The sequence below is a fragment of the Psychroserpens sp. AS72 genome (assembly GCF_038900375.1).
In the GTDB taxonomy this organism is placed as follows: Bacteria; Bacteroidota; Bacteroidia; order Flavobacteriales; family Flavobacteriaceae; genus Psychroserpens.
This window is the reverse complement of record NZ_JBBMRC010000003.1, coordinates 351877-365999: the sequence shown is the minus strand read 5'-3', so window position 1 is coordinate 365999 and position 14123 is coordinate 351877. Positions and strand designations below refer to the sequence as shown.

Below are 14123 nucleotides of genomic sequence, written 5' to 3'. Positions count from 1 at the left end.
GAAAAAATATATTATGAAGTTGTTTACACGATTACTTTTTGTGATTTCTATTAGTGTTTTAATAAGCTGTGGATACGCTTCTAATAGTAATGAAATGAAAATTTCTAATAGGACCTTGGTAGTAAACAATCAACCTTATATTATCAAAGGAATTTGCTATCATCCAGTACCAAAAGGAAGTCCAAACAAAAGGAGTTTTGCTACACTTACTCAAGATTTAGCTTTAATGACAGAAGCTGGTATTAATACGATTAGAGTATATGCTCCTATAGATGATGTTCAGGTTTTAGATGAAATTAGCCAAGCAGGAATTAAAGTAATCATTGGTTTTGGATATAATCAAAGTGGCAAATTTGATATTAAATCTGGAACATTTATCAACTATGTCAACACCTACAAAAATCACAGTGCAATCTTAATGTGGGAATTAGGTAACGAATATAATTACCATCCACAATGGTTTGATGATGATATTAAAAATTGGTATAAATTGATGAATAATGCTGCAGCTTTAATACATGCAAATGACCCTAATCATCCAACAACAACAGCTCATGGAGATTTGCCAGATGCTTTAGCATTATCTATGAGTCCAAATATTGATGTTTGGGGAATGAATGTCTACAGATGGGATAAACCAAAATCCGTTTTTGAAGCATGGGAAGCTATAAGTAATAAACCGATGTACTTATCAGAGACTGGAGGAGATAGCTATATGCAAATTTCTAAAGCTGGTTATGAACAAGGAGAAAATCAAAAAGCTCAAGCAGATGCCGCAAATAATATTTTAAAAGAAGTTTTTGATAATCAAGCAATTTGTTCAGGTGTTACGCTATTTTCTTTTACAGATGGTTGGTGGAAAGCTGGAAATAATGATCGACAAGATATTGGTGGTTTTGCGCCAAATAGTACTGGGATTCCTTATGACGGAACACCTAATGAAGAATATTGGGGAATAGTTGACATTGATAGAAGTAAGAAAGAAGTTTTTAATGTTGTTAAAGAGACGTATTTAAATGTAAGTAAAACGAATAATTAGAAAGCATATGAAAAAAGCTAAAAATAGTTTATATCTAATCTTAGTATTCACGATCATGAGCTGTTCAAAAAAACAAGAACCCTTAAAGGTTGAAGTTTATGAAACATCTGCAAGCGGAAACCAATTGACTCAAATTACAAAATTTCCTTCCATAGAAAATTCAGATACTATAAAAATAATTCCTTCGGAAACGTTCCAGAAAATTACAGGAATAGGAGGTTCATTTACCGAATCTTCTGCATCATTATTAAACCGATTAAGTAAAGAAAATAAAGATAAAATTATTGAAGCTTACTTTGGAGAGTCTGGTGCTCGTTATTCACTAACAAGAACTCACATTGCGTCTTGTGATTTTTCTCTAACAAATTATACATATGCTCCAGATGAAGGAGATACCGAATTAAAAAATTTCTCAATAGATGAAGATCGAGATGATTTAATACCAATGATTAAAGACGCGATGGCTGTTTCTAAAGAGGGTTTTGGTATTGTGGCTTCTCCTTGGACATCACCACCTTGGATGAAAGATAATAAAGCGTATGTCGGCGGAAAATTGCTACCAGAATACTATGAGTCTTTTGCATTATACTTCTCTAAATACTTAGATGCTTACAAAGCTGAAGGTATTGATATTTGGGGATTAACACCAGTTAATGAACCACACGGAAATGGTAATAACTGGGAAAGCATGCACTTTACTCCAGAAGAAGAAACAGATTTTGTACAAAATCATTTAGGTCCAAAATTAGAAGCTGATGGATATAGTAATGTAAATATTTTGGGATATGACCAAAATAGAGCAGGTATAAAAGAATGGGTAGATGAAATGTATAAAGATGAAGCCTCTTCAAAATATTTTGCTGGTTTAGCTGTGCATTGGTATGAGAGTACGTATGATTATTTCCCAGAAGATTTACAATATGCACACAATAAAGCACCAAACAAATATTTAATAGAAACCGAAGGTTGTGTCGATTCAGAAATCCCAAAATGGAAAGACGATGCTTGGTATTGGTCTAAAGAATCTACAGATTGGGGTTGGGATTGGGCTTCAGAAAAAGATAAACACTTACACCCAAAATATGCACCTGTAAACCGTTATGCTAGAGATATTATAGGTTGCTTAAATAATTGGGTAGATGGTTGGATTGATTGGAATATGGTTTTAGATAAACAAGGTGGCCCAAACTGGTTTAAAAATTGGTGTGTAGCTCCAGTAATTGTGGATCCAGATAATGACGAGGTCTATTTTACGCCAATATACTATACCATGGCACATTTCAGTAGATATATTCGACCTAATGCAATGATAATTGGTGTAGAAAAAACTGATGATTCATTAATGGTCACTGCTGCTAAAAATCCTGATGGTTCTATTGCTGTAGTTGTATTTAATGAAGGTGTTATAGCTAAAGAATTTGTGTTAAACTTAGGAGATAATTCTATAAACATTAAAATTAGTGAACAAGCGATTCAAACGATAGTAATACCAACTAACTAGATTACAAAAACGAATAAAATTATGTCCAACTTAACAAAGACTTCTAAAGTCCCTATGGGTCAAAAAATAGCATTTGGTGTTGGTATGTTTGCCAACCAAATGTTTCCTGCAATTATGGGAATATTCATGGTGGTTTTAGTTCAAGATTTGGGATTTCCTGGTTGGATGTGGGGCGTTATTTTCTTTGCACCAAGAATATTTGATTCAATTACAGATCCAATTATGGGTTTTATATCTGATAACACTAAATCTAAATGGGGACGAAGACGTCAGTATGTCCTAGCAGGTGGAGTAGTTATGGGGATTTCTTATATTATAATGTGGCAACTTTTTAAGGAAAATTCATTACAATTTAATTTCTGGTATTTCTTTTTATGGTCTCTTGTTTTTTATTTAGGACTCACATTATTTAGTGTACCCTATGTTGCAATGGGATATGAAATGAGTGACGATTTTCATGAACGTACTAATATTATGGCTATTGCACAATTTATTGGGCAATGGGCTTGGGTTATTGCACCTTGGTTTTGGGTGATTATGTATGACCCAGAATGGTTTCCATCTGCAGAAGAAGCTGTTAGAGAATTATCTATTTGGGTTGCTATTCCTTGCGCAATTTGTGCCATGGTACCAGCATTATTTATAAAAAGTGAATCAACACTTAATGAAGATTATGAACCTTTAAACATCGCAAATATTGGAAGTAGTTTAACGAAAATTTATTACAGTTTTATTGAAGCGTTTAAAATTAAAGAATTTAGAAAAATATGTGCCGCTACATTTTTAATTTTTAATGCATTTAATACGGTTGCAGCACTTACGTTTTTCGTAATTGTCTTTAAATTATTTAATGGTGATGCAGCAGCTAGTGGAATTTGGGTTTCTTTATTTGGATGTCTAGGAGCTTTAGGTACAACATTTATTGTTATACCAGTTGTGACTTGGTTATCTAAAGTTTTTGGTAAGAAAAAAGCATTCTTAATTGCCCAAGGCATTTCAATTTTAGGATATATACTATTATGGTTTTTGTTTGTTCCTGGAAAACCATGGATGTACATTATAGCACTACCTTTCTTTTCATTTGGAATAGGTAGCTTATTTACAATAATGATGTCTATGACAGCAGATATTATTGATGTTGATCAACTCAATACTGGTAAGCGTAGAGAAGGAATCTTTGGCGCTATTTACTGGTGGATGGTTAAAGTTGGTTTTGCTATTGCTGGAGCATTAAGTGGAGTTATTATTGGTTTTGTTGGTTTCAATCCAGATTTAGCTACTACAGATCAACAATCTGCAGTAGATGGACTACATGCATTCTTTTGTTTCTTCCCAGTGGCTGGTACTCTTTTAGCAATGTATATCATGCGTAATTATGGTATTACCGAAGAACGAGCAGGTGAAACCAGAAAAGAATTAGATAAGCGTAAAGCAGAAAATAAAATTTAAAAGATCTATAGAAGTATAATTTATGTCAGTTAGAGCAGGAAAGATAATGGCATTAGCAGGAGACAAACTTGCTAAGAAATCCAAAAATGAATTGCAAGGTTTATTCAAAAATATTTTGAACGACGGAATACATGGTTTATGCTTTAGTCCTTATGTTGAAGGACAATCTGCTGGTGATCAAATTTCCGAAGAACAAATCCGTAGACGTATTGAAATTATAAAACCATATGCGAAATGGATTCGTACCTTTTCGTGTACAGATGGTAATGAGATTATTCCTAGAATAGCACATGAATATGGCATTAAAACATTAGTTGGTGCTTGGTTAGGTGATGATGAAGAGATTAATAAACGTGAAATTGCTGGTCTTATCAAATTAGCAAATGAAGGCTATGTTGACATTGCAGCAGTTGGTAACGAAGTGATGTATCGTGGTGATCTTACCGAAGATGAATTGCTAGATTTTATGCAACAAGTAAAACAAGCAATCCCAAATGTACCAATGGGTTATGTTGATGCGTATTATGAATTTACTGAAAGACCTAGAATTACAGAAGCTTGTGATGTTATTCTTGCAAATTGTTACCCGTTTTGGGAAGGCTGCCCATTAGAATATTCTTTGCTATACATGAAAGAAATGTTTGCACAAGCTACAACTGCAGCTAATGGAAAAAAAGTTATTATTACAGAATCAGGATGGCCAAATCAAGGCACCAATTTTGAAGGCTCATTCCCGTCACGTGAGAATGCCATGAAATACTTTATAAATGCTCAACAATGGTCTAAAGAGGATGATATAGATATGTTCTATTTTTCATCTTTTGATGAATCATGGAAAGTTGGTGCGGAAGGCGATGTTGGTGCATATTGGGGACTTTGGGACAAAAATGAAATACTGAAGTTTTAAAAGCATATTCTATATTTTTAATGCTTTGAGCTTGGGTTTAGTTTCTGTAATTCTATACCTTTATTAAATTGAATTAATATAAAATTAAGATGAATATCACAAAAATTCAATCTATAGTTACCCTACTAATTTGTAGCATATTATTTACTTGCAACAAATCACCCCAAAGAGATTTATATCCCGAAACTTTAGTTGGTGGTTTTGAATTATTATCTGCTGAAAAAACTGGAATAGATTTTAACAATGTTATTAAAGAATCTGAAAAAGTAAATCATTTATACTATAACCAGTTATATAGTGGAGCTGGTGTAGCCATTGGTGATATAAATAATGATGGTCTTCCTGATGTGTTTTTCTGCGGAAATCAAGTCATTGATAGATTATACCTAAACAAGGGAGATTTAAAGTTTGAAGATATTACTAAAAAATCTAGAGTTGCAAAAAATTCGGGTTGGTCTTGGGGAGTGACAATGGCTGATGTTAATAATGATGGGTATTTAGATATTTATGTGAGTAGAAATGGGGAATCTATGAAACCCGAAGACCGTAAAAACCAACTATACATAAATAACCAAGACCTTACTTTTACAGAATCTGCTATGTTATACGGACTAGCAGATGCTGGATTTTCTTCCCAAGCTGTATTTTTTGATATGGATAATGATGGTGATTTAGATATGTATCAAGTAAATCAACTTCCAGATGCAAGGTTATTTAAACGGTATTCAAACATTCCTAAAAAGCGTGAAGTGTTCTATAAAGACAAATTGTATAGAAATGATGATGGGAAGTATAAAGATGTTTCCGAAGAAGTTGGAATTTCTAGAGACATGACTTATGGGTTAAGTGTTAGTGCTTCTGATTTTAATAATGATGGTTGGATAGATTTATATATTGCTAATGATTATGATAAACCAGATGTCTTGTATTATAATAATGGAGACGGAACGTTTAAAAATGTAATTAATGAAAACCTAAAACATATATCCCAATTTAGTATGGGAACAGATACTGGCGATATCAATAATGATGGTTTGATGGATATCATTACATTAGATATGGCTTCCGATGATCATTATCGTTCTAAAACTAACATGGGATCCATGAGTTCTGAAAAATTTAATGAGATGGTAAATTCTGGAAACCATTATCAATATATGGCAAATACGTTGCAAATAAATAATGGAAGAAATAGTTTTTCAGATATTGCTAATGTTGCAGGTATTGCAAAAACCGATTGGAGTTGGGCTGGATTATTAGTTGATTTAGATAATGATGGACTTAAAGATATTATCATATCAAACGGAGTTAAGAAAGATGTTAGAAACAATGATTTTTTAACAGGTTTGTATGAAAAACTTAAAACCGATTCTCAGGATTTTTATGACATGACTAAATCGGCACCTTCTGTACCATTATCTAACCATGCTTTTAAAAATACAGGTCATTTAAAATTTGAAAAAGTTGAAGATGAATGGGGTTTTAATACACCAAGCTTTTCGAGTGGTATGTCTTATGGGGATTTAGATAATGATGGCGATTTAGATGTAATTGTTAACAATATGGAAGCATCGGCATTTGTTTATGAAAATAAAACAAATGGTAATTTTCTTAAAGTTAAATTAAATGGGTCTGAATTTAACAAATTTGGTTATGGTGCAAAGGCTATTATTCATCATAATGGAAAAACACAAACTGCCGAAAACACTGTAACTCGTGGTTATTTATCATCTGTAGAACCTGGTTTGTTTTTCGGATTAGGAAAAGATACAGAAATGAGTAAAGTAGAAGTTATTTGGCCAGATGGTAAAATCAATGTGTTTGAAAATGTAAGTGCTAATATAGAATTAACAGCGAAATATTCCAAAGCTAAAACTATTTCAAAAACACCTACCGCTAAAGAAACAATATTTAAGCAAGCTAAGGCAGCAGATTTAGGTATTTCATTTATGCATCAAGAAAATGATTACAATGAATTTAAAGAAGAAGTTTTACTGCCACATAATATTTCACAAAATGGTCCTTTTACAGTTATAGCAGATGTTAACAATGATGGTTTAGAAGATTTATTTATTGGTGGAGCAGCTGGTCAAGGAGGAGTTCTTTATATACAAAATCAAAATGAGAGTTTCGTAGAAAGTTCATCTCAACCATGGCAACAAGATAAAGACTCAGAAGATCTAGGTGCATTATTTTTAGATGTTGATGGAGACAATGATTTAGATTTATACGTCACTAGTGGTGGTAGCGAATATGCTCAAGGAAATATCTTGTTAAAAGATAGATTATATATCAATGATGGTTTGGGGCAATTCACTAAGAATGAAAAAGCGCTTCCTAATATTTATGAAAGTACAATATGTGCGAAGTCATCAGATATTGATAATGATGGCGATTTAGATTTATTTATTGGAACTAGACTTATATCTAAAAAATATGGGTTTCCAGCAAGTAGTTATATGCTTATTAATGATAAAGGGAATTATACTTTAGCTCCAGAAAAAGTAGCTGTTGATTTGGATAATATTGGTATGGTTACAGATGCTGTTTTTACAGATATTGATAAAGATGGTGATGATGATTTAATGATTGTTGGTGAGTGGATGGAAATAGTAATGTTAGAAAATAACAATGGAACATTTGTAAATAGTTCTGATAAATATGATTTAAATAATACAAGAGGTATGTGGTGGTCTATAAATGCTGATGACATAGATGGTGATGGAGATGATGATTACATCATTGGAAATCTTGGGTTAAATAACAAATTCAAAGCAACAAAAGAGCACCCATTTAAAGCTTACGTGAATGACTTTGATAACAATGGAACTAATGATATTGTACTTGCAAAATTTTATAAAGATGATTATGTGCCTTTAAGAGGAAGAGAGTGTACTAGTCAGCAAATGCCTTATGTTGCTGAAAAATTTAAAGATTATCACAGTTTTGCATCTTCTAAACTAATAGATATACTTCCAGAAGATAAAGTAGAAGAAGGTGTTGTTTATGAAATACAAAGTTTTGAAAGTATTGTTTTAATTAACGAAGACGGTCAACTTATTAGAAAATCATTACCTATACAAACACAATTGACTCCTATAAAATCTTCACTAGTTAAAGACTTTAATAATGATGGTTATAAAGACATTTTAACTGTTGGAAATCATTATGGAGTAGAAGTAGAAACCACTCGTTATGATGCTGGTATTGGTAATGTTCTATTAAATGATGGACACAATAATTTCACAAATTCACCTTCTTTAGAAAGCGGTTTGCACCTTCCATTTGATAGTAGAGATGTTAAGATTATAAAACAAAGCAATAGAAATCTGTTGATTATCACTAACAATAATGATTCAGTTTCAGTCTTTAGTTTTAATTAATAGTTCCTTTTTCTTATTTGTTTTGTTGTAGCTTTAATAAACAGTATTCAAAAAATAACACTGTTTTTAAATCTTCTATTTCTTTACAAGTGCCTAAATGTGAGATAACACATGAAATCATGAGATTATTCTATTTACTCAACTACTACAAGTAAATATTCTAACACAACATCACCCATACAAAGTTCTTTCTTTAAATTAATAGCTAACTACTTTTAATTTAAAGAAATACTTTTATAGTCCATTTTCATTGAGGTAATTGATAATTTCTTAATAAAATTGAAGTTTTATTGCGATGTATGCTTTTTGTAGCGTCATTTATTTAGGATTTCGTAGTATATCATCTTACTTTTCAAATATTCAAATTATAGTTATTATGATAGTTTGTTAAAAACTAACGATGAACTTTAATTTCGAATTAATAATTAATTAAAACTTAATATTATGATGAAAAAAATTACTTTAATGTTTACCCTCATGACAATTACATTTGGGTACTCACAATCTTTACCTTTTGACTTTAGCGACCCAATTCAATTGATGGCTGGCCAAGAAGGAACAACAGCAAGCATAATTGATGATGCTGGTAACGATGTTATGGAGGTTGTTGGTGGTACAGCAGATTGGGATCACGTATCAATTACTTTTGCTGAGAATGTAGATCTTTCTGACGATGCTAACAACACAATGACCCTCAGAATTAAACCAACTACAGACTTAGGAACTAGAAACCACATTTTAAAGTTTGAAGGAGGTGTTGGTGGAGATGCTGCAACAGAGCAACCGTTTACTACGACAGGTGCAGGATGGCAAGATATTACTTTAGATATGCCAGCTGGTGCAGGAAATTATTCAAGTATGATTATTTTTACAGATGCAGGAGGAGGAACAGCGACAGGTACATATTTAATTGATGACGTCGCTTGTACATGTGGTAATATTGCACCACCACCACCACCTGAAGCTTTTTTGCCTATAGATTTTAGTGATAATTATGAGTTGTTTTCTGGAGAAGGAGCTGTTACAAGTTTAACAACAGATCCTGATGATGCAACAGATGATGTTATGCAAGTTACTAGCGGAGGAGGAGATTGGGATAATGCGCAAATAGTTTTTGCACAAAACGTGAATCTTTCAGATGATGCTAATAACACAATTTCTTTTAGAATTAATCCACTTAATGGAACTGGTAGTAACAACCACCTATTAAAGTTTGAACTTGGTACAACTGGAGATACAGAGGTTGCATTTAATACAACTGGAACGGGATGGCAAAATATAAGCTTAGATTTTCCTGCTGGTTTAGGAAACTATGCTAAAATGATTCTTTTTACAGATGCTGGTTCTACAGGTCAAGATACTTATTTAGTTGATGATTTTGCAGGAGCTACAAATGTAGTACCTGTTGAAGATCCAGAAGCTGCGCCTATACCAAATACACCAAATGGTGAAACTTACAGTATATATAACGATACGAATGGTTATACGACTAATTTTCCTGTTCAGTATAGTTTTGGTACATTAGATGCTGAACCAGATTTAGATCCAGGGACAGAAGTAAATAAAGCATTGAAATTTAATTTTAGTTTTGCAGGATGGGGACAAGGAGAAGGTGGACCAGATGATGTTTCTGCTTATAACTATGTTAATTTTATGTATTGGGCACAACCTGGTGTACCAGGTTTTCAATTTAATATGATAAGTAATAATGGAGGTGTTACAGAACACACTTATGAAATTGGAACACAAGAAGCTGTTGTTACTGGTCAATGGACTCAGGTATCAATACCAATGTCATATTTTACAAATATAGGATTTGCAAGTACTCACTTTTTTCAATGGAAATGTGATGCATTCATGCAAGTAGTAACAGATCCTGGTACTGTGTTTTTTGATAATTTAATATTAACTCAAAATCCATTATCTGTTAATGAATTTGATACAGCTCAATTTAGTGCTTATCCTAATCCTACAAATGATAATTGGAATATCTCTAGCAGCATAAGTATAAACACTGTAGTAGTATATGATATTTTAGGTAAGAAAGTAATGTCTTTAACACCTAATCAAAATGAAATAGTAATTGATGCATCTAAATTAAATTCTGGAATGTATTTTGCTAAAATTGCAAGTGATAATGGTTCTAAAACTATTAGACTTATTAAAGAATAAATAGATTTTAATATCTATAAAAATATTAAAGCGTGTTTATTTTTTATAGACACGCTTTTTTTATTAATTAAATTTAGATGAACTAACTTTACATGGTCAATTATTAATTAAAACAATATGTTTAAAAATTTAGTCTTTTCGATATTCTTGTCAGGTTTGATGCTTAGTTGTTCACAAAAGAACAATTCAGTAGTTGAAACTAAAGAAAAGACTGAACAAGCTAACGACTTAATAAAAGAGACTAGTCCGTATTTACTTCAACATGCCTATAATCCAGTAGATTGGAAAGCATGGAATACTAAATCATTACAATTAGCAAAAGATCAAAATAAGCTCATAGTTATTTCTGTAGGTTATTCTGCTTGTCATTGGTGTCATGTTATGGAGGAAGAGAGTTTTGAAAATGATTCGGTGGCTAAACTAATGAATGAAAATTTTATTAGTATTAAAGTAGATCGAGAAGAACGACCAGATGTTGATCAAATTTATATGAATGCGGTTCAATTAATGACAGGAAGTGGAGGATGGCCTTTAAACTGTATCACATTGCCAGATGGAAGACCTGTTTTTGGAGGTACATATTTTACAAAAAAACAGTGGACTAAAATTTTAGAAGACATGTCTGCTTTATATAAAAATGATCCAGATAAAGTTATAGCGTTTGCAGAACAACTTACAGAAGGTGTTAAAAACTCAGACCTTATTACAATTAATAAAGAAAATGTAGAATTTAATTCTGATGCTTTAGAATCCTTAGTGAACGTTTGGGAATCATCCTTAGATTTTCAAAATGGAGGGCAAAAACTAGCGCCTAAATTTCCAATGCCTAGCAATTTAGATTTTTTGTTACGTTATAGTTTTCAGTATGAAAATAAAAAACTTGAAAAATTTGTAATGACTACTTTGGATAAAATGTCAAATGGTGGAATTTATGACCAAGTTGGAGGTGGTTTTTCTAGATATTCGGTAGATGATAGATGGCATGTTCCGCATTTCGAAAAAATGTTATATGATAATGCACAATTAGTAAGTTTATATGCTAATGCGTATCAACGCACCAAAAACGAATCTTATAAAACTGTTGTCATTGAGACATTAGAATTTATTGAAAGAGAATTAACTCAAGAGGATGGAGCATTTTACTCTTCTTTAGATGCAGATAGCAAAACAAAAGATGGAGAATTAGAAGAAGGTGCTTTTTATGTTTGGACGAAAGAGGAGTTGTATACTGAATTAGGAGACGATTTCGAACTATTTAAATATTACTACAATGTTAATGCTACTGGCAAATGGGAGAAAGACAATTATATATTATACAAAACGAAAACCAACAGCGAGTTTTTAATATCGAATAACATTTCCGAAGAAGAATTAAATAAAAAACTACACAATTGGAAAACAAAACTTTTTAAAGTAAGAAGTAAACGACAAAGACCAAGAACAGACGATAAAGTCCTTACATCTTGGAATGCTCTAATGTTAAAATCTTATGTTGATGCCTACCGCGTTTTTGGTGATAAAGCATATTTAAATTCTGCAATAAAAAACGCAAAGTTCATAAAAGAGAATCAAATTAATGAAGATGGTTCTTTGTTTCATAACAATAAAAACGGAAAAAGTACAATTGAAGGTTTTTCTGAAGATTATGCGCATACAATTTCAGCATATATAGAATTGTATCAAGTCACTTTAGATGAAAGTTGGTTACATACAGCCAAAGATCTTATGGATTATAGCATAGTTCATTTTATAGATAAAGAAAGTGGTATGTTTTATTTTACATCAGATGCAGAGACAAATTTAATCACTAGAAAGATAGAATATGTTGATAATGTCATTCCGTCTTCTAATTCTGTTTTAGCAGAAAGCCTATTCAAATTAAGCCATTATTATTCTAATAATGAATACAAAAACATGGCTAAACAGATGTTAAGCAATATCAATAACCAATTTGAAAGCTCTCCATCTGCTTATTCAAATTGGCTTTCATTATATTTGAATTATTCTAATCCATATTATGAAGTTGCAATTTCAGGAACAGATGCTTTAGACAAATTAAATGAAGTTACTAATTACTATTTGCCTAATATATTAATTGCTGGATCAACTACTGAAAGCAGTTTACCAATTATGGAAAATAGATTTATAGAAGACGACACATATATTTATGTTTGTGTCAATGGCGCTTGTAAATTACCTGTTGTAAACAGTAAAAAAGCTATAGATCAATTATTAAAATAAAAGTGATGTAATAGCACTAATTGTAAACCCTATTTATAAAAAAAATGGTCACATTAAAACACTTAGCAGAACAACTCAACGTTTCAATATCAACGGTTTCTAAAGCGCTTCATGATAGTGATGAAATTAGTCCAGATACTATAGAACGTGTAAAGGCTTTAGCCAAGTTTTTAAATTACAAACCAAACCGTTTAGCTGTAAGTTTAAAAAGCAGTAAGACCAATACGATTGGTGTTATTATACCAGATATTTTAAATCATTTTTTTGCTAAAGCTTTGTTTGCAATTGAGCAAGAAGCTGCTAAGCAAGGGTATCAAATTATTACATGCTTGTCTAATGAACTCCAATCTAAAGAAAATGATAGTCTTCAATTATTATCAAACGGAAGTGTTGATGGGTTTATCATGTCTATTGCAGAAGAGACACAAGTGGCCAACAAAGTAGATCACATCAATTCAATTTTGCGTCAAAATATCCCAATTGTTTTATTTGATAGAGTGTCAGATGATATTGATTGCGGTAAAGTTATTATTGATGATTCTGGTGCAGCTTACAATGCCACAAAGCATCTCCTTTCCGAAGGTAGAAAACACATCGTTCTCATTAGTCGTATTGATGATCTAAGCGTAGGCAAATTAAGAGTTAAAGGCTATTTGAGAGCTCTTGAAGAAGATTCTAAATACAAAGAAAAACCTAGTTGCATTGTAATTTCTCATAACGAATCTATAGAAGATAAAATCGAAGAATTATTATCTAAAAATCGAAAAATTGACGGTATTGTTGGTATTGATAATACAACTGGTGTTATTGCATTACAAAAAGCTTTGAAACTCAATATCAATGTTCCAAAAGACTTGTCTATTATTGGGTTTTCAGATGAGAATGTGCTTCAGTTTACAGACCCTAAGCTATCAACCATTTCTCAACATACCTTAGATATAGGTAAGGCTTCGGTGGAAATGTTAATTAATAAACTAAACGATAAAACGTTTGCACAAAATACAACTAAAACGATTAAAGCAAAACTCATTTTAAGAGGTACTACCAAGTAGTTTTTCTTTGGAAATGTTACTGTTCATATAAATCGTGATATCATAAAGTTAATTTGAAGTTTTGTGTTTAATCATTTTTAGCTTAGAGTTGTTTTTGTTTGTTATACTTTTACCGATAATCAATAATATATCAGATATTGGATAAGCTAAAGCGAAAATTATACCAGCTAAACCTAAGAGTATTTTTCCATCTGGTAAAAAAACAGTTATTGAAAACAACAAAATAAATAAGCAAAGAGGGTCGGAGAAGAATCCTAGTTAGAATCTTATTAAAAGACCATTCTTTAATATTTTCATTCTTTAATTCTACTATTGGCTTTTTTGAAAGTTCAGGATTAATATGTTGTTCAATACGATTAATTGACTCTTTCAGTTCTTC

8 protein-coding genes are annotated in these 14123 nt (G+C 31.7%); all 8 read left to right on the top strand.

Annotated elements, in window-relative coordinates; genetic code table 11:
- Positions 1 to 13 precede the first annotated feature (13 nt).
- The 8 genes from WNY78_RS07830 to WNY78_RS07795 all read left to right on the top strand — a co-directional run bounded on the left by WNY78_RS07830 (position 14) and on the right by WNY78_RS07795 (position 13744).
- Positions 14 to 1039: a hypothetical protein gene (locus WNY78_RS07830; RefSeq protein WP_342872643.1), complete on the top strand. Its 1026-nt coding sequence runs from the start codon at positions 14 to 16 to the stop codon at positions 1037 to 1039.
- Positions 1040 to 1046: 7 nt separating this feature from the next.
- Positions 1047 to 2540 carry a glycoside hydrolase family 30 protein gene (locus WNY78_RS07825; protein ID WP_342872642.1) on the top strand — a complete coding sequence of 498 codons (1494 nt, stop codon included), beginning with the start codon at positions 1047 to 1049 and terminating at the stop codon, positions 2538 to 2540.
- Between the two features lie 21 nt (positions 2541 to 2561).
- Positions 2562 to 3989: an MFS transporter gene (locus WNY78_RS07820; RefSeq protein WP_342872641.1), complete on the top strand. Its 1428-nt coding sequence runs from the start codon at positions 2562 to 2564 to the stop codon at positions 3987 to 3989.
- A gap of 22 nt (positions 3990 to 4011) precedes the next feature.
- Positions 4012 to 4896: a glycosyl hydrolase family 17 protein gene (locus tag WNY78_RS07815; RefSeq protein ID WP_342872640.1), complete on the top strand. Its 885-nt coding sequence runs from the start codon at positions 4012 to 4014 to the stop codon at positions 4894 to 4896.
- A gap of 89 nt (positions 4897 to 4985) precedes the next feature.
- Positions 4986 to 8279 carry a VCBS repeat-containing protein gene (locus tag WNY78_RS07810; RefSeq protein ID WP_342872639.1) on the top strand — a complete coding sequence of 1098 codons (3294 nt, stop codon included), beginning with the start codon at positions 4986 to 4988 and terminating at the stop codon, positions 8277 to 8279.
- A gap of 444 nt (positions 8280 to 8723) precedes the next feature.
- Complete coding sequence (locus tag WNY78_RS07805; RefSeq protein WP_342872638.1) at positions 8724 to 10451, top strand: T9SS type A sorting domain-containing protein; 1728 nt, start codon at positions 8724 to 8726, stop codon at positions 10449 to 10451.
- A 117-nt stretch (positions 10452 to 10568) separates the two neighbouring features.
- Entirely contained in the window at positions 10569 to 12692 is a 2124-nt protein-coding gene (locus WNY78_RS07800; RefSeq protein WP_342872637.1) for a thioredoxin domain-containing protein, read from the top strand.
- Positions 12693 to 12736: 44 nt separating this feature from the next.
- A complete protein-coding gene (locus WNY78_RS07795; RefSeq protein ID WP_342872636.1) occupies positions 12737 to 13744 on the top strand; it encodes a LacI family DNA-binding transcriptional regulator in 1008 nt (335 codons plus the stop codon).
- Positions 13745 to 14123 lie beyond the last annotated feature (379 nt).

Bases quoted from the DNA above. Each gene is read 5' to 3' on its own strand.
- WNY78_RS07830 (WP_342872643.1), top strand. From the start codon at position 14: ATGAAGTTGTTTACACGATTACTTTTTGTGATTTCTATTAGTGTTTTA.
- WNY78_RS07820 (WP_342872641.1), top strand. From the start codon at position 2,562: ATGTCCAACTTAACAAAGACTTCTAAAGTCCCTATGGGTCAAAAAATA.
- WNY78_RS07810 (WP_342872639.1), top strand. From the start codon at position 4,986: ATGAATATCACAAAAATTCAATCTATAGTTACCCTACTAATTTGTAGC.
- WNY78_RS07800 (WP_342872637.1), top strand. From the start codon at position 10,569: ATGTTTAAAAATTTAGTCTTTTCGATATTCTTGTCAGGTTTGATGCTT.
- WNY78_RS07795 (WP_342872636.1), top strand. From the start codon at position 12,737: ATGGTCACATTAAAACACTTAGCAGAACAACTCAACGTTTCAATATCA.
- WNY78_RS07825 (WP_342872642.1), top strand. From the start codon at position 1,047: ATGAAAAAAGCTAAAAATAGTTTATATCTAATCTTAGTATTCACGATC.
- WNY78_RS07805 (WP_342872638.1), top strand. From the start codon at position 8,724: ATGATGAAAAAAATTACTTTAATGTTTACCCTCATGACAATTACATTT.
- WNY78_RS07815 (WP_342872640.1), top strand. From the start codon at position 4,012: ATGTCAGTTAGAGCAGGAAAGATAATGGCATTAGCAGGAGACAAACTT.